At 71.5% G+C, this 16,783-nt stretch carries 16 protein-coding genes and 1 tRNA gene; 11 read left to right on the plus strand and 6 right to left on the minus strand.

Features of this window, described 5'->3' with window-relative positions; all coding sequences use genetic code 11:
* Positions 1-68: 68 nt before the first annotated feature.
* From ACWIF2_RS07365 to ACWIF2_RS07375, 3 genes are read left to right on the plus strand one after another with little or no spacing between them, the layout of a single operon-like run.
* On the plus strand, positions 69-554 hold the full coding sequence (locus ACWIF2_RS07365) for a hypothetical protein (RefSeq protein ID WP_454359137.1): 486 nt from the start codon (positions 69-71) through the stop codon (positions 552-554).
* 9 nt (positions 555-563) lie between these two features.
* Positions 564-1,103, plus strand: coding sequence for a DinB family protein (locus tag ACWIF2_RS07370; RefSeq protein ID WP_454359138.1), 540 nt, complete (start codon positions 564-566; stop codon positions 1,101-1,103).
* Positions 1,104-1,144: 41 nt separating this feature from the next.
* Positions 1,145-1,717, plus strand: coding sequence for a GNAT family N-acetyltransferase (locus ACWIF2_RS07375; RefSeq protein ID WP_454359139.1), 573 nt, complete (start codon positions 1,145-1,147; stop codon positions 1,715-1,717).
* A 176-nt stretch (positions 1,718-1,893) separates the two neighbouring features.
* Here ACWIF2_RS07375 and ACWIF2_RS07380 read toward each other — a convergent pair whose 3' ends face one another.
* The gene (locus ACWIF2_RS07380) at positions 1,894-5,973 is read right to left on the minus strand and encodes an nSTAND1 domain-containing NTPase (RefSeq protein WP_454359140.1); all 4,080 of its coding nucleotides are present in this window, start codon (positions 5,971-5,973) and stop codon (positions 1,894-1,896) included.
* Positions 5,974-6,364: 391 nt separating this feature from the next.
* Here ACWIF2_RS07380 and ACWIF2_RS07385 point away from each other — a divergent pair, with 391 nt between their 5' ends.
* Genes ACWIF2_RS07385 through ACWIF2_RS07395 form a run of 3 tightly spaced genes read left to right on the plus strand, consistent with a single transcriptional unit; the run spans position 6,365 to position 7,864 of the window.
* A complete protein-coding gene (locus ACWIF2_RS07385) occupies positions 6,365-6,829 on the plus strand; it encodes a hypothetical protein (protein ID WP_454359141.1) in 465 nt (154 codons plus the stop codon).
* A gap of 48 nt (positions 6,830-6,877) precedes the next feature.
* Positions 6,878-7,087 (plus strand): ferredoxin, encoded by a 210-nt coding sequence (locus ACWIF2_RS07390; RefSeq protein ID WP_454359142.1) that lies wholly within the window; start codon positions 6,878-6,880, stop codon positions 7,085-7,087.
* Between the two features lie 9 nt (positions 7,088-7,096).
* The gene (locus tag ACWIF2_RS07395; protein WP_454359143.1) at positions 7,097-7,864 is read left to right on the plus strand and encodes a PIG-L deacetylase family protein; all 768 of its coding nucleotides are present in this window, start codon (positions 7,097-7,099) and stop codon (positions 7,862-7,864) included.
* Between the two features lie 19 nt (positions 7,865-7,883).
* Here ACWIF2_RS07395 and ACWIF2_RS07400 read toward each other — a convergent pair whose 3' ends face one another.
* Entirely contained in the window at positions 7,884-8,642 is a 759-nt protein-coding gene (locus ACWIF2_RS07400; protein WP_454359144.1) for a glycosyltransferase family 2 protein, read from the minus strand.
* 571 nt (positions 8,643-9,213) lie between these two features.
* On the opposite strand from ACWIF2_RS07400, the gene ACWIF2_RS07405 reads away from it, so the two are divergent.
* Entirely contained in the window at positions 9,214-9,612 is a 399-nt protein-coding gene (locus ACWIF2_RS07405; RefSeq protein ID WP_454359145.1) for a hypothetical protein, read from the plus strand.
* A 500-nt stretch (positions 9,613-10,112) separates the two neighbouring features.
* A complete protein-coding gene (locus ACWIF2_RS07410) occupies positions 10,113-10,283 on the plus strand; it encodes a hypothetical protein (RefSeq protein ID WP_454359146.1) in 171 nt (56 codons plus the stop codon).
* A 135-nt stretch (positions 10,284-10,418) separates the two neighbouring features.
* Here ACWIF2_RS07410 and ACWIF2_RS07415 read toward each other — a convergent pair.
* Together ACWIF2_RS07415 and ACWIF2_RS07420 are read right to left on the minus strand one after the other, a co-directional pair.
* Positions 10,419-10,505, minus strand: a tRNA-Ser gene (locus tag ACWIF2_RS07415).
* Positions 10,506-10,569: 64 nt separating this feature from the next.
* A complete protein-coding gene (locus ACWIF2_RS07420) occupies positions 10,570-12,012 on the minus strand; it encodes a S1C family serine protease (protein WP_454359147.1) in 1,443 nt (480 codons plus the stop codon).
* Positions 12,013-12,300: 288 nt separating this feature from the next.
* Between ACWIF2_RS07420 and ACWIF2_RS07425 the strand changes: the two genes are divergently transcribed.
* From ACWIF2_RS07425 to ACWIF2_RS07435, 3 genes are all read left to right on the plus strand, one after another.
* Positions 12,301-13,128 carry a glycerophosphodiester phosphodiesterase gene (locus tag ACWIF2_RS07425; protein ID WP_454359148.1) on the plus strand — a complete coding sequence of 276 codons (828 nt, stop codon included), beginning with the start codon at positions 12,301-12,303 and terminating at the stop codon, positions 13,126-13,128.
* Positions 13,129-13,281: 153 nt separating this feature from the next.
* Positions 13,282-13,920 (plus strand): ATP-binding protein, encoded by a 639-nt coding sequence (locus ACWIF2_RS07430; protein ID WP_454359149.1) that lies wholly within the window; start codon positions 13,282-13,284, stop codon positions 13,918-13,920.
* Positions 13,921-14,031: 111 nt separating this feature from the next.
* Positions 14,032-14,997: a DUF5926 family protein gene (locus ACWIF2_RS07435; protein WP_454359150.1), complete on the plus strand. Its 966-nt coding sequence runs from the start codon at positions 14,032-14,034 to the stop codon at positions 14,995-14,997.
* 198 nt (positions 14,998-15,195) lie between these two features.
* On the opposite strand, the gene ACWIF2_RS07440 is transcribed toward ACWIF2_RS07435, so the two are convergent.
* Positions 15,196-15,816: a hypothetical protein gene (locus tag ACWIF2_RS07440; RefSeq protein ID WP_454359151.1), complete on the minus strand. Its 621-nt coding sequence runs from the start codon at positions 15,814-15,816 to the stop codon at positions 15,196-15,198.
* 55 nt (positions 15,817-15,871) lie between these two features.
* A complete protein-coding gene (locus ACWIF2_RS07445; RefSeq protein ID WP_454359152.1) occupies positions 15,872-16,537 on the minus strand; it encodes a bifunctional DNA primase/polymerase in 666 nt (221 codons plus the stop codon).
* Positions 16,538-16,783 lie beyond the last annotated feature (246 nt).

The following is a 16,783-nucleotide window of genomic DNA, read 5'->3' on the forward strand; positions in this document are numbered from 1 at the left end:
GTCAGCCACCCGACTGACAGGACACCGGCCATGAGCAGGGCCTCGTCCACCAGCGCCGAAAGACCTCCATGCACCAGTACGCCAGACCGCCGACCATGGCGCTCGCCCGCCTCGTTCTCGCCTCCGGCCGCTCGGTGGACCTCGCCGAACTGCGGTTCTCCTCGACGTACGGCGATCTGCTCTCGGCCTGCGGCGACCCGCTGGAGGGCTATCCCTGCAAGCCGGTCAACGATCTGCGGATCCGCGAGCTGCTGCGCGCCGCCGAGCGGTCCCACCCCGGCACGCCCGTCCACCTCGTCCCGCCCCCGCGCGAGCGCCCCGACCAGTACGCGGGCGGCCTCGGTCCCGTCGAGGTGCTGCCCGCCGTGGCCTGCCTCGGCACCTTCCACTCCGCCGCCCTCGATCCGGCCCGCGACCCGGTCCTGTACCGCTCGCGCCTGGCCGTCGTCTGGTTCCAGTCCGCTCCGCGCCTGCCGTCAGGCTGCGACACGGATCCGGCGTTGCGGGACATCGACTGGCCGGGACTTGCCCGGGACGCACGGGCCCTTGCGTAGGGTCGCCCGATGAGCGTCTCCCGTACGGAACTGCCGCGCTGGCAGTTCGAGTTCACCTGGTCGTTGTTCGAGTACCACCTGGAGCGGCTGGAGCCCGAGGACTTCCTCTGGGAACCCGCGCCCCTCTGCTGGACGATGCGCCGGGCGTCCGACGGCACCTGGACACCGGACTGGGCGGACACCGAGCCCGACCCGGTGCCCGTGCCCACGATCGCCTGGGTGAGCTGGCACATCGGCTGGTGGTGGAGCGTCACCCTGGACCATGTGCAGGGCCGGACGCCCCGCGACCGCACGGACATCGCCTGGCCCGGCGAGGGCGCCCAGACTGTCGAGTGGCTGCGCGACCTGCGCACCCAGTGGCTGGAGGTCCTGGACGGCCTCACCGACACCGACCTGGACGCCCCGGCTTCGTTCCCGTCGCAGGGCGACCCTCAGTACACCGTCGCGCACATGGTGACCTGGGTGAACGCGGAGCTGATGAAGAACGTGACCGAGATCGGCCAGCTGCGTCTGCTGCGGGCGGCGTCGGCTGCTCGGTCCGCTGTGTAGCGGAGGCGGCGAAGCCGCCAGGGGCGTGACATCGTGGTGCCATGAGCATCGACGTCCGCCCGGCCACGGATTTCGAGGACGTCCGTGCCGTGCTCGGGCCGAAGTCGCCCGGGGCGAATGTCTGCTGGTGCCTGAGCTACCGCATCCCCTCGAAGCTCAACAAGGAGCTGCGCGGCCCGGCCCGCGGTGACTATGTCGCGGAGCTGTGCGGTGCGGACCCTCCCCCGGGTGTGCTCGCCTACGACGGTGACGAACCGGTCGGCTGGGCCGCCGTCGCACCGCGCTCGGACACCGCCTTCGCCCGCAACCGCAAGATCCCGCACGTGGACGATCTGCCCGTCTGGTCGCTGTGGTGCGTCCGGGTCCGCCCCGGCCACCGCAAGCAGGGCATCTCGCACGCGCTCATCGCCGGAGCGGTCGACTTCGCCCGTGCCCGGGGCGCACCGGCGATCGAGGCGTACCCCCTCGACAACGGCGACGCCAAGGTCGATCTGACCATGGCCTACGCCGGTCTGCGGAAGAACTTCGAGCGAGCCGGCTTCACCTGTGCGGCACCGACCACATCGGTGCTGGCGGGCCATCCCCGCGTCCTGATGCGCCTCGACCTGCGCTGAGCGGACCGGCATGCGAATGCCCGACCGCTGGCGACGGGGGATGCACCAGCGGTCGGGCTATGGCCAAGGGTAACAAGCGCTTGCGCGGGAGGAGCCGACTGACCGTCAGGAAAGCCGGGTTGTGACTCGTATCACTCAACTTCCGTGTGGTTCCGCCCTGTTGCCGCACCCCGGTCTCATCGGCCGGCGCACGGCGCGTCGTAGGAGAGCCGGGGCAGATACTCGCGCCAGGTGTCCGGCGTCAGAACTCCCCGGGTCATCGAGCAGATACGGCGTACGGCCTCGTCGGTGTCCAGGTTCCAGAGCCGGATGCTGTCGGCGCCGCTCGACACCCCGAGCATGTGGCTGTTCGGGCTGAACGCCAGGAAGTTGCCGGTCTTGGCGTTGGGGCTCATCGACTGGCCGATCGCGGTGGCTTCGGCGGGGTCGGAGACGTTCCACAGCCGGACGGTGCTGTCGTTGCCGCCGCTGGCCAGGGTGCGTCCGCTCCGGCTGAACGTCAGGGACACGACCGCTTCCGTATGCCCCGTGAGGCGTGCCGGCCCGGAGGCCTCGGCGGGGTCCTCGATGTCCCAGAGGCGCACCGAGTTGTCGTCACCGGCACTGGCCAGCGTCCGGCCGTCGGGGCTGTAGGCGAGGACGTTGACGGCTCCCAGATGGCCCCTGAGAGGTGCGCGCAGCAGGGTCGGCCGACCGGGATCGGCCGCGTTCCACAGCCTGATGGTGCCGTCCGCGCTGCCGCTGGCGAGGGTACGGCCGTCCGGGCTGAAGACGACGGCGTTGACGTAGCCCTTGTGACCGGTGAGGGGCTCGCCCAGCCGACGGGGACGGGACGGATCGCGGATGTCCCACAGCTGGATGGTGCGGTCGTCGGAGGCGGTCACCAGGACCTTCCCGTCCGGGCTGAAGGCCAGCGGGTCGGCGAACTTGATGGGCAGGGGGATGGCGGAGCCGTGCGGCACAGGGTGTTCCGGGTCGCGGAGGTTCCACAGCTCCAGCGCCCTGCTGCCCGTCACCACCGCGAGGGTGCGGCCGTCCGGGGAGAACTCCAGGGAGCGGACGCCCCCGTCCGGCCGGAACGGCCGGCCCATCCGCACCGGCCTGCCGGGCGTCCGCACGTCCCACAGCCGCACCCGCCCGTCGAGCGCCGCCGTGGCGAGCACCCGCCCGTCCGGGCGGAACACTCCGGTCCGGCCGATCATGTCCGACCTCGGCAGCGACCACAGGCGGACCTTGTTGTCGCCCGCCCCGGTGGCGAGGGTGCGCCCGTCGGGGCTGAAGCCGAGCGCGTACATCTCGCCGCTGCTGCCCGCCAGGGGCCCGCCGACCTGCGACGGATACTCCGGATCACTGACTTTCCACAGGCTCGCGGTGCTGTCCGCGCTGGCGGCGGCGAGCATGTTCCCGTCGGGGCTGAAGGCCACGGACCACACCGGCCCGGTATGGCCGGTGAGCGGCGTACCGATCGGTGCCGGGCGATGTGAACCGGCCATGTTCCACAGCCGCACGGTGTTGTCCGAGCTGCCGCTGGCGAGCGTACGGCCGTCCGGGCTGAAGGCCACCGAGTGCACGGTGGCGGTGTGGCCGGTCAGCTGCTCCCCGGCCCGCTCCGGACGCCGGGGGTCGGTCACGTCCCACAGCCGGATCGCCCCGTCGTCGCCCCCGGCCGCCAGCGTCCTGCCGTCCGGGCTGAACGCCACCGAGCGCACGGCGGCCTTGTGCCCGGTCAGGGGCTTGCCCAGAGCCCGCGGCCGGCGCGGATCGGCCACGTCCCACAGCCGGACGGTGTGATCGTCGCCGACGGAGGCCAGCGTCTTGCCGTCCGGGCTGAAGGCGACCAGGTAGATCGAGCCGTCATGGCCGGTCAGCGGCTTGCCGAGCCGCTTCGGCCGACGGGGGTCCGTCACGTCCCACAGCCGGATCGTGCCGTCGTCGGACGCGCTGGCGAGGGTGCGGCCGTCCGGGCTGAAGACCGCGCTGCTCACCCAGCTGGTGTGGCCGGTGAGAGGCTCGCCCAGGGGCTTCGGGCGCTTCGGGTCGGCCACGTCCCACAGCCGTACGGTCCGGTCGTAGCTGGCCGTGGCCAGGGTCCGCCCGTCCGGGCTGAACGTCGTGAGGTAGACGGCGCCCGTGTGGCCGACCAGCGGCGTGGCCAGCGGGGCGTTCACGATGGAGATCAGACGGCTGTTCGCGCCCTTGTCGTCCGGCCGCAGCCGGTGCGCCACCAGGTCGAGCTGCGCGGACAGCGACGGATCCGTGTCCTGGACGCGGTCGGCCTGGGCGAGCACCTGCTCGAACACGGCGTCGTCCCGCTGCTTCGAGGCGATGACGGCCGACCCGACGGCCAGCATCGCCAGGACGACCAGCGTCGCCACCGCGCCCCGGCTGATCCAGGTCACCCGCCGGCGCAGCCGGACCGAGGCGGCCAGGAACTCCACCGCGCTCCGCGTCAGGAACCTGTCCCCGGCGGATTTCGCCCAGCCGTGGGCCTGTTCCAGCCGGGAGCCCCGGTAGAGCAGTGACGTGTCGCGGTTCGATTCCTCCCAGGCCCGGCCGTCCTCCTCCAGGCGCTGGCGCAGCAGATTGCCCTGCCGGTCGTCGTCGATCCAGTCGCGCAGCCGCGGCCAAGCGTGCAGCAGCGCCTCATGGGTGATCTCCACCGTCTCCGCGTCGAGGGTCACCAGCCGGGCGCGGACCAGCGCCTCCAGGGACTCCTCGGTCTTGCCGGGGTCGGTCGACTCCGCCGCCAGCTTCCGGCGGGTGCCGCGTCTGCGGGTGGCCTGGGTGTCCTCGCCCAGCCGGACGAGGCGGAGCAGGAGGAGCCGTGCCGCCGTGCGCGCCGCCGGGTCGAGGTCGGACCAGGCCCGCTCCGCGGTCGCCGCGACGGCGCCCTGGATGCCGCCGGCCGCGCGGTAGCCGGCGAGGGTCAGCCGGCCCGCCTTTCTGCGCTGCCAGGTGGCGAGCAGGGCGTGCGAGAGGAGCGGCAGCACGCCCGCGTCGTGCGCCCCGCGCGGGCCGTCGGCGCTGACCTCCCGGACGATCAGCTCCGCCAGGCCCGGTTCCAGTTCGAGGCCGACGGCCTTGGCCGGTCCGGTCACCGCCTCGCGCAGTTCCGCGGTGGTGAGCGGCCCGAGCACCATGTGCCGGTGCTGGAGCGCGTCGGCCAGTTCGGGATATCTCAGGCACCGCTCGTAGAAGTCGGCGCGTACGCCCAGGACCACGACCGCCGGGGGCGGTTCGTCCGGTCCGGTGGGTGAGCACGCGGCGTGCAGGACCTCGATGAAGGCACGCCGGTCCGCCTCGTCGGGGCAGAGGGTGAACGTCTCCTCGAACTGGTCCACGATGAAGACGGGACGCGCACCGGTGGGCGCCTCGCGCCGCGCCCAGGCGGCGACGGCGGCACGGACGGCGTCCGCGGCGGGGGGAACGCCGGGCTGCGCCACTTCCTCCTGCTCCATGGCCGAGCCGCCGGGCTCCTCCACCCTCGGTTCCGGTTCCATGGCGGACGGGATGTCGGGCTCTCCCGCCTCGGGCAGGAGAACGGGCCCCAGTTCGGGTATGCACCGGGCCAGCTCCGCCAGCGGGTCGCCGCCCGGGACGAGTTGTACGACCGTCCGTGCCCGGCCCTGCTCCGCGCCGTCGTCGCCGCCCAGCGCGCCGTCCCGCAGGGCGGGCACCAGACCGGCGTTCAGCAGCGAGGACTTGCCCGCCCCCGACGCGCCCACCAGCATGACCAGGCCGCCCGCCTCCGCCACGGCCCCGAGCTGCGCCACGATCGCGTCCGTGCTCCGCTCCCGGCCGAAGAACCAACGGGCGTCCTCCCGGCGGTAGGAGGCCAGCCCGCGGTACGGGCACACCACGCCGGGCGCGGGCGGGTTCTGCTCCTCTGCGGGAGATGCCTCGGGTCGTTCGCCGACCGGGTCGGCCACCGCCCGTTCCCACAGCCGCTGCCACTGGCCGAGGTCGTACAGGCCCGGGGACACCGGAGTGGGCCTCGAGCGCCGCGCCTCGGGTATCAGCACGAGCAGCACGGCCGCGAGGGCGGCGAACTGGGCGGGTACGTTCCGGGCCCGCCGCCAGTCGCTGATGCGCTGGGCGGACACCCGCACGGGGCGCCCGCGTTCGTCGACCCGCTGGAGCCGGACGACCGCCTCGGACACACGCTTGAGGGGAGGGTTCCCGGCTTCCCTGTACAGCAGTGCGAGGCGTTCCGCGAAGGCGGTGCGTGCCCCCGAGTCGGAACTCAAGGTCTCCACTCCTTACTTGTCACGCCTGGACGTCCGGACCGGAAAACTCACTCTATACGGCTGACCTGCGGTAATACCGCCCGTCCGGCACCGGATTCTCCTCGTGGGCAACCGGAAATGGCAGGATCCGGGAGCAGCAACGGACCATTCCGGTCAGCTTCCTTCCGCTTCCGTCCGCTGCCATCCGCGCCGGACGGCGGTAGCTCCACCGTTCGACACCGGTCCCCACGAGGGGAGGGACCGGTGTCGGACGACGTGGTCCGCCTCCGATGATCCTCCCCGCCGTGACGCGCCTTGCAACCCTGGATAACTGACGGTACGTCAGCTATGGTCGGCGCCTGCCGTACCTGCCCGTACCGCTTCCGGAGCGACGTACCAGCGACGTACAGGGGTGAGCGCGATGGAGACACGTCCCGAGAGCCCGGCACCGCAGGGCGATCCACGCTGGGTGGCGATGCTCTACCGGCCGGCCACCAAGTCCTGGCGGTCCGCAGCGGAGTCGCCCCACCGCTCGCCCGTGCTGTACGCGCTCGGCGAGATGACCCAGACCCTGCGCGCGCGGGGCGACGAGGTGACCGTCGCGCTCTGGGGACCGAAGGACGGCGCCTGGCACCTGTTCGACACCCCGCTGAAGCAAGCGGCCGCACCCCGGCCCGGCTCGGCGGAGCCCTCCGCCAAACCCACCACGCACGCGGAACGGATGACCGGCCGCCGCCACCAGGTCCTCATGGCCGGGCTGAGCAAGGCGGGCCTCTACGACCTCACCCCCGAGGACGACACGACCGTCCAGGCCCTCGTCGAACAACTCGACGAGCCCGCCGTCCGCCGCGTCGCCCACTGGCTCGCCGCGGCCGGCACGCGCTAGCCGGGCCGGTTCGGTTCAGCCGGCGGTGCGTTGGGCAGAGGAAGGGTCATGAAGGTCTCTGTCGACCGCGACCTCTGTTACGGCTCCGCCGAGTGCGCCCACCGGGCCCCGGCGGTCTTCGAGTTCGTCGACGGGTTCGGCGTCGTCCGCCCGGGCCGGGACCGTACGGACGACCCGGGGGTCCTGGAAGCGGCGGAGAGGTGCCCCAGCCAGGCCATCACGATCACCGACGCGCCTTCGTCGCCGGACCGGCCGTAGCGAGGACCGATGCCGTCGCTGTCGCCGAGCCTGCTGGCGGTGTTCGCCCACCCCGATGACGAGTCCCTGGTGGCGGGCGGCGTCCTCGCCCGGCACGCGGCCGCGGGCGCTCGGACGGCGGTCGTCACCGCGACCTGGGCGGCGGACACCCCACGCGCCACGGAACTGGCCGAGGCGTGCCACATCCTCGGCGCCGGCAAGCCGCGCATGCTCGGTCACGCCGACTCCCGCGTGCCCCACTCGGCACCCGGCAGACCCCGCTGGTGCGACGCCCCGCTCGACGAGACGGTGGGGGAACTGGTCGCACAGATCCGCGACTTCCGCCCGGAGATCGTCGTCACCCACGACGGCTACGGCGGTCTGACCGGGCACGAGGACCATGTGCACACCCACCGCGTGACGCTGCTCGCGGTCCACGCCGCCGGGCTCGAACGCCTCTACCCGGACGCGGGCGAGCCCTGGCAGCCGAGCGCCCTGTACCTGGCCACGCACCCGCACTCCGCCCTCCGGGCGTGGGGCGGGCACTGGGCCCCCACGGGCAAGGCGATGCGCACCGTCCCCGACGACCGGATCACCGCCACCGTCGACGTCACCCCCTGGCTGGAGCAGAAGACCGCCGCCGTCCTGGCCCACCGCACGGAGGTGGCACGGGGAGCCGCCCCGGGCCTGATCGCCGCCCTCCCGGCACCCGAGCGGGAGCGGCTGCTCGGCACCGAGTGGTACATCCGCCACGACCCCGTGAGCACGGCACCGCCGCAGTCGGACCTTCTGCCCTAGGCCAGGGCCCGCGCGCCGGTCAGCGACCCGCCGGAGAGCTCCACCGCAGCCCCGACAGCGCCCGGGCCCGGGCCTCCACGACGGCCATCCGGGCATCCCGTTCGGCCCGGTCCACATGGGCCGCCTGCCCGGTCACCTGGCCCTCCCACTTCCGGTACAGCAGCCCCACCTCCCCCGAGAACCACCCGCGGCTCACGGCGTTCAGCGCGAGCAGCAACCCCGTGTCCTCGGAAGCGGGCAGGGCCATCCACCCGCCCAGGGCCAGTAGCAACTCCCGCCGCACGCACAGCGAGGCGGGATGGACCTGAGCGAGGAAGCCGTTCGCCTTCCAGTGGTCGAGCACGGCCCCGCGCTCGATCGGCCCCTGGTCGGGATCGCCCGGAAACCCCGCCGTCGACCCGTCGGGCAGCAGATCCAGCACCCGCGAGGTCGCCCACCCCAGGGTGCGGTCGCCCTCCAGCACCGCGAGATCCCGCGCGAGCGCGCCCGGCGGCAACTGGTCGTCGGCGTCCAGGACCTTCACATACGCGCCCTCGGCATGCGCCAGCGCGATGGTGCGAGCCACCCCGGGCCCACCGGCCCGGCCCTGCCGGAACGTCACCCGCGCGTCATCGGGCACATAAGGCGCTACGTCCTGGCCCTCCCCGTCCTCCTGGATCACCCAGTGCCACTCCCAGCCCTCCGGCAGCCGCTGCTCACACAGAGATCTGTGCGCCTCCCCCAGAAACGGGGCCGACGGACCGTGCACAGCGGTGACGACGACGATGCGCCGGCTCACGCGCCCCCTCTCACAACGAACAGGCGAGAGGGGCCACCGAGCACACTCGCGCTCGACAGCCCCTCTCACCCGCAACATCTATGACCTGCGCGGAGGCGGTGGGATTTGAACCCACAGTGACATCGCTGCCACGACGGTTCTTAAGACCTCTCCGCCTCACGGCCAGCATGCTACGCCGCCGCAGATCAGACGGGTATGGGCACCCCGGCCGAGCCGTCGTCATCGTCGTCGCGCCCGCTACGTGCCCCAGGCGGCAGGATTGTGCCCCCTCAACCAGCAGTCACAACGGGAACGATCACCGGCAAGGACCATTGCTGGCTCCAAGCGACGATCAGAGCTGCGGCCGCGAATTGGCCACGACACACGCCCCTGACCGTGTTGCTGGCCAGGGGCGTCACAAGTGCAGCGCGTCTCAGAGCGGCTTACGGACTTCGGGAGAGCTGATCCCTTCTTGCCCTCCGAGCGCCGCCGCCCTCCGCGCTCCTGCCTCGGGCGTCGACGGCGGACGGTATGGGGGCTGGGGCGAGCGGTGGGTTGAAGCAGGCGTCGGCATGGCTCGTAAAGTGGCCTGATGTTCGATCAGCTGGAGATCAGGGTGCTGCCGCGGGGACCGAGGTGGGGTGCTCAACTGCGGTTCTGGATCAACGGCAAGGACGTGGTCGAGGAGGCAGTTGACAGGGGTGGCCGCGGACCGTTCGCGGATGAACTGTTGCCTGCCGACCAGCCCAGCCTTCTGCGGGCCACCAGCGAGGCGCGCCGCTTGGAACTGGGAGAACCCGAGTGCACTGGCGGCTGCTGCGGTTTCCTGTCCGTGGTCGTGCGGCGATTCGGGGAGATCGTGCAGTGGTCGGACTGGCAAGTTCCCTTCGCCCCGACACCGCCGCCATTGGAGTTTCAGTTCCAGGCGAGCCGGTATGACGCCGAAGTGGCTCGCGTTGAGACAGACCGGTCGTGGCAGGCACACACGTAGGTCAACATGGCGCGACCCGTCAGCGGACAGCCGATCTGTCAAGGGGACGCCGGGTTGGCTGACATCATCGGCTTACACCAACAGGCGCGGACAGCGCCGACCGGCGTCGTATGGCAAAGCTTTGACCTCGCACGGGCGCCGTCCACACTGTGGGGCGGCGCCCGTCGCCTTGACTCGATCATTGCAACTCCACGCACCGCGTTGGAATTGATCCGCAGTCATGGGCGACCCATCCGCGGAACCTGAGGCCGACGGCGTCAGTTGCGGGGTCGGCGCGGTCGCCGACAGGTGACCCTCGTCACAACTCCCCGTCGCTGCAAGCAAATCAGTGTCCGAATAGCCGAGATCGAATTTGCGAATGGCCGATCTGAGCCCACAATGAGCCCCGTCAGACCACGAAAAACCCGCCCTCGCCGGACAGGTTCCTAGGCGTGCACGGCAGGGCGGGTCTCCGAACCTCCAGGAGGCTCAAGATGAGTGTGTCGCCTACCCCTCAGGGGATGTCAATTCCGATCAACCCCGAGCGGCTCATCACGGTCATCGTTTTGATCGTGCTCGTCACTGCACCGCTCGCCGAGATCGTTAGCGCGTACGCAGACGCAGCGGCATTGGTGACCTTGCTTCTTGGAGGGTGCGGTACAGCAGTGACGTACGGCAACCGCAACAGCTGATCCCGGCTCCCGTGTCCCAGCCGTGCCCGATCGAGCGGGGAATCACGGGGGCCACCGGGTAGGCACCGAGACCGAACATGCGAACGGCCCCTGACCATATCGCCAGGTCAGGGGCCGTTCTCACTGCTCACCACGCGGAGGCGGTGGGATTTGAACCCACGGTGACATCGCTGCCACGACGGTTTTCAAGACCGTTCCCTTCGGCCGCTCGGGCACGCCTCCCCGCGCCGGCCGGTGATCGGCGGCGCGGGGACAAGGGTAACGGGTCGGTGCGCGCGGGTGGGGATCAGTTGTCGCCGGTGCGCGAACCCAGGGTGACGTCGACGGTCTGCTGCTTGCCGCCGCGCTCGTAGGTGATGGTGACCTTGTCGCCGGGCTTGTGGGTCCAGATCTCGCCGATCAGGGTGGGGCCGGAGTCGATCACCCGGTCGTCGAGCTTGGTGATGACGTCGCCGGGCTTGAGGCCCGCCTTGGCGGCCGGGCCGCCGGGCTCGACCGGTGCGGCGCCGCCCGCGCCCTGGTCGGTGATCTGCGCGCCGTCCGAGCTGTCGTCCAGGGAGACGGAGGCGCCGATCTTCGCGTACACCGGCTTGCCGGTCTTGATCAGTTCCTGGGCGACGTACTCGGCCTGGTTGATCGGGATGGCGAAGCCCAGGCCGATCGAGCCGGACTGGCCGGTGCCGAAGCCGCCGTTGCCGGTGGACTGGATCGCGGAGTTGATGCCGATGACGTTGCCCTGCGCGTCCAGCAGCGGACCGCCGGAGTTGCCCGGGTTGATCGAGGCGTCGGTCTGCAGGGCGCTCATGTACGACGCCTGGCTGCCGCTGCCGTCGCTGGAGGCCACCGGGCGGTTCTTGGCGCTGATGATGCCCGTCGTCACCGTGTCGGACAGCCCGAAGGGGGCGCCGATCGCGATGGTCGCGTCGCCGACGGCCACCTTTTCCGAGTCGCCGAGGGTGAGGGGCTTCAGGTCGGAGGGGGCGTTCTTGAGCTTCACGACCGCCACGTCGTAGCCCTGCGCGTGGCCGACCACCTCGGCGTCGTACTTCTTGCCGCTCGGGAAGGTCGCGGTGAGCTTGCCGCCGTCGACCGCGCCCGCCACCACGTGGTTGTTGGTGACGATGTGGCCCTGCTTGTCGAAGACGAAGCCCGTGCCGGTGCCGCCCTCGCCGCTGTTGCTCTCGGCCTCGATCGTGACGGTGCTCGGCAGCGCCTTGGCGGCCACGCCCGCGACCGTGCCCGGGTCGCGCTTGAGGTCGCCGCCACTGGTGGAGGCGGAGACCGTCGTGGAGCCGGAGTTCTCGTCGTTGTTCTTCGCCAGGGTGTAGCCGAGGCCGCCGCCCAGACCGCCCGCGACCAGCGCGGCCGCCAGGATCGCGACGACCAGGCCGCTGCGGCCGCGGCCGGGCTTCGGCGCCGGCTGCTGGTAGGAGGAACCCCAGCCGCCCGCTCCGTAACCGGAACCGCCGTCGCCGTACGACGATCCGGCACCGCCGTCGCCGTACGACGGGGTGGCCGGGGGCGGGGGCGGCGGCCAGGAGGGGTCGGGGGCGGAGGAGGAACCGCCGGGATGACCGGCACCACCGGAAGCGCCCTCTCCCGGGGCGGCCTGCTCCTGGGCGTCCTGTCCGTACGGCCCCTGGGGCGCCGGAGCAGCGGGAGCATCCACCGGCACGGGGGGTGCGGACGGGGCGGGGGGTACCGCGGTGCCCTCGTTCTCGGTGCTCACAGCTTCTCTCCTCGATCCACGGCTGCTTTTCCTGGGTCGCACTCGGTCACGCTTTTTCACGCTGGCGACGGTCCGGCGCGATACAGCTGTGCTTGTCCCTTTGTATGCCGTCAGCTTTTCCCACGGGACGTCAGAGCACCATAAGCGGTGGCTGTGGGTCCGCGGCCATTCTTTATATAGGTCATTACTGCTGAAAAGTATGCAATTCCAGCACCTCCGTACGGGCCTGCGCATCCGTCGGGTCCGTACGACCGGACGCGTACCCGGACTCGGTGGCACCATGACGCGGTGACCCACGCACGGCAGCATGTGATTCAAGTCGTCGCCCACCGCGGTGCCTCCGAGGACGCCCCGGAGCACACCCTGGCCGCGTACACCAAGGCGATCGAGGACGGCGCGGACGCCCTCGAGTGCGATGTGCGCCTCACCGCCGACGGCCACCTCGTGTGCGTGCACGACCGCCGGATCAACCGTACGTCCAACGGCCGGGGCGCGGTCTCCGCACTGGAGCTCGCCGACCTCGCCGCCCTGGACTTCGGCTCCTGGAAGACGCGCGAGGCCTGGAAGGGGCGCGACGAGGAGCCCGACTGGGAGCACCCCCCGGAGGACCGTGAGGCGACCTCCGTACTCACCCTGGAGCGGCTGCTCGGACTGGTCGCAGACGCCGGGCGCCGGGTGGAACTGGCCATCGAGACCAAGCACCCCACGCGCTGGGCGGGGCAGGTCGAGGAGCGGCTGCTGGCCCTGCTGAAGCGGTTCGGCCTCGACGCCCCGGCCGCCGCCGAGGAGTCCCAGGTACGGGTGATGAGCTTCTCGGCCCGCTCGCTGCACCGGGTGCGGGCCGCCTCCCCGACCCTGCCGACGGTCTATCTGACGCAGTTCGTCTCGCCCCGGCTGCGCGACGGGCGGCTGCCCCTGGGCGTGGGAATCGCGGGCCCCTCGATCCGGATCGTGCGCAACCACCCCGTCTATGTGGAGCGCCTGAAGCGGGCCGGCCACCAGGTGCACGTGTGGACCGTGAACGAGCCGGAGGACGTCGATCTCTGCATCGACCTCGGTATCGACGCCATCATCACCAATCGTCCGCGTGCCGTGCTGGACCGCCTCGGCCGCTGAGTCCTAGCGCACAAGTCCCATCAGACCCACGCACACCTCTTGACCCCACGCCTTGACGGGCGGGATCCTCCCGTCTCGGCCACACCGACGAAATCAAGCCATGCGATTACAGGGAGTGCTCCGGCGCGTTCGGTCCGTATTCGATCGTGGTGAATGCGTCATAGGACGTTGATTGGCCGGTTTCCGGTTCAGGCCAATGGGGCATCCACACCGTGGCGTGGGGCGAAGGAGGTCTCGGGGGTGGCGTTGGTGGTGGCACAGGAGGTGCCCACGTCGTCGAGCATGGCCGTACCCCATGGCCCTGCGGGCGTGGGGAAAGCAAGGCACCACATGCGTGCACAGTTGCGCAGCGGTGGCGTAGCGGATTCGGTCATCGACGACGCCGTACTGATCCTTTCCGAACTTTTGAGCAACGCCTGCAAACACGGCAGGCCGCTCGGCGACGCCCTGTCCGGTGACGGGGACGTCCGTGCCGCGTGGCGTGTGGACACGGCCGGCCGGCTCATCGTCGAGGTCACGGACGGCGGCGGCCCGACCCGCCCCGCCCCGGCGACCCCGTCGGTCACGGCGCACGGCGGCCGCGGGCTGAACATCATCACCGCGCTGGCCGACGACTGGGGCGTCCGCGACGACATCCGCGGCGAGGTCACCGTGTGGGTCATCGTCCACGACGACGTGTACGACCCGGACGCCGGCCACCGCCGCGACGACTTCGTGACGCGTGTCGCGGCCCCCGCGGTGTCCCGGATACCCGGGCTCGACTTCGCGGACGCCTTCGAGGACATGGACTGAGCGCCCGTACGCCGCGCTGGACCGAGTGTTGTCCACAGGATCCCGTCGCCCGAGGCCTGAACGGCTAGGCTCGCGAACGTACGAGACGAGCCGTAACCGGGAGACCCATCGATGGCCAAGAAGCGACCCCAGACGAAGGCCAAGCGCCCGCAGATCACGGATGGCGAGGTCCCGGTCGTAGGCGCCCGCGAGCCCTGCCCCTGCGGCAGCGGCCGCCGCTACAAGGCCTGTCACGGCCGGGCCGCCTCCCACGCCGCGACCGAGCTGGTGCACCGCCCCTTCGAGGGTCTGCCCGGCGAGTGCGACTGGGTGGCCCTGCGCGAGCTGGTCCCGGCGGCCACGGTCGAGCTGCCCCTCAAGGACGGCCTGCCCGAGGGCGTCCCCGCGGTCACGCTGGCCACGGTCCTGCCGATGGCCTGGCCCGCCCTGCGCCGCGACGACGGCTCGGTCCTGCTCGGCCTGCAGAACGACACCTCGTCCGGCGACATCAGCCGCGACCTCGCCGACACCCTCCAGCGCGCCCTCGAGGCCCAGCCCGGTACGCCCGTGCAGGGCCGCCGCGCCCCGGCCGGCGGTCCGCGGCTGCAGGATCTGCTCGACCCGGAGGGCACCTTCGAGCCAGAAGTGCACAGCGGCTTCGAGTTCTGGGTCCCGGACACGGAGAACGCCACGCCGGAGGTGACCGCCTCCCTGGAGCGGGCCAACGCCGCGGCCATCCCGACCGTCAAGCTCCAGAGCGTGGACGCCGCCTACTGGTGCGAGACGCCGGAGAAGAACCATTTGCGGTGGGTCATGCCCCACGCCGAGGAGCAGCTTCTGGACGCTCTCGCGCGGCTGCACGCCGCGGGCCGTTCCAGCCTCGGCGAGGGCACCCGACTGGTGGGCTCCTTCCGCGCTCACGGGCTCACGGTGCCGGTGTGGGACCTGCCGAGCGGGGTCACGGCCGAGGACGTGGAGAAGCCGGCGGCGGAGTTCGCCGAGCGCCTCGCCGCCGCCCTGGCCACGGAGGAGCCGCTCACCCCGGACGAGCGCCGCGCCCGCGGCGGCCTCACCAACCGGCAGGTCACGCTCAGCTGACGTGCTCCACCAGGTTCGGTCACTCCCTTCACAACTCCCGCTGGAGACAAGCCAGTCGGTGACTGGAAAGGGAGAGATCGAATTTGCGAACCGCCGATCTCTTGTTACCGTTCCTGTAGCCCGGTTGCTGGTGCATCCCCCGTCGCCAGCAACCGGGTCTTTTCGTCTCCGCAACCGTTCACTGAACGCAGCCGCTCGTCAACTGCCCGTCCACGCCGGTGAGTTGCTCCCCGAGCGCAGCAGCAGCGGACCCTCCCCCGCCCGCCGGGCGAACTCCGCGACCGCCGTGTACGCCGCCAGATCCCCCCGTACCGGCTCCCGGGGCGTCTCGCACGTCCGCGGCTCGTCATCGGCACTCACCGCACACGTCATCCGCACGGTCCGGGCGCCGGGCTCCATCAGGGTCAGTACGGCGTCCAGCGCCTCGCCGGTCGCGTTGCGGTAGTAGGTCCGCGCCCAGGTCCGCGCACCCTGCGTCACGACACAGGTCTGCGCCTCGATGCCGTCGGGGGAGGAGACTTCGGGACCGCAGCGCACGGCGGTCGCCAGGCCCTGGCCGAGTGTGGGCAAGGTGGGAGCGGCGGAGGGAGCTGTTCCGGACGCCCCGAGCGCCTTGTCGTCGGCGCCTGATGAGGAAGGACCGTCCGGGGCGGGACGGACCTCGTCCTGTACAGGACGGGAGGCGGGGCCACCGTGTACGGATCCCGCGGACGCCACCGCAAGCGGCAGCGCGACCGCGCACACCGCCACGACGCCCGCGAGGGCGAGCAGTCTGGCCTTTCGGGGGTCCCGGGAGCGGCCCCGGGCATGACGCGGCATGACCCCGGAACTTAACGCCCCGAGGCCGACGCCGGGCCCGGCGCGCCCGACGGTCCTAGAACTCGGGCGCGCTCACACCCGTACGAGTGAGGGCTTCGACCACGGCGTCCACCACGGCCTCGACATCGGGCACCCACGGGGAGGCCGAGCCGGGCAGCGGCGCGCGCTCCCAGCGGATCTCGCCCCGACCGGTCTCGGACGGCGGCAGGGCCAGGTACCCGCCCTCGCTGTGGAACCGGAGGGAGCCGGGCACGAAGTCCTTGGCGTAGAGCAGTTCGCCGAGCTGCTCCATGGAGTACGGCTTCACGAGGATCGCCCAGCGGGCGGGGGAGGCGACGACCGGGCCGAGCCGCATGCCCATCCGGTCGAGCGCCTTGAGGGCGCGGGCGGCCGGGAGGGCCGGCAGGGAGACCGCGCAGGGGGCCTGGCCGCCGGTGGCCAGGACGATCGGCGCCGTCGGCCGGTTGCCCCACCACCAGCGCACCATGCGTGCGTCGGTGGTGGCCGCGAGGAGGCCGGGGTCGAAGGGGTGCGCGCCGGGCACCGTGCATTCGGGGTCGGGGCAGCCGCAGCGGCCCAGCCCCTGCGGGTCCGCCGCCACGCCCGGGAGTACGGGCCACTGCCATTCCGTCGCGTAGGTCAGGGCCGCGCCGATCAGCTCAGGCGTCCCGTCACCGCGCTTGGACAGGAGCCTGCGTCGCCTTCCGAGGATCTCGCGCATGAGCGCTCGTTCCTTTCCGTTGCACGCCTGGCAACACCGTGGTCCACATCACAACATGTGTCGATCACTTCACTGTGCGTACCTGTTGGCGCATCACACCCCTGCCGTGAGCAGGGGGAACCCCTATGGGTCGAGCTTTGACTGCCTCCGCGGCCGTCCCGCCCATACTGCGTGTATCAAAAGCACGGGCGTGGCGTAGGGGTGGCGAAGTATGGCGTTTGCCGTCGCGCGTATTTCTCTCCGCCT

The sequence above is a fragment of the Streptomyces sp. NPDC055506 genome, from assembly GCF_053643595.1.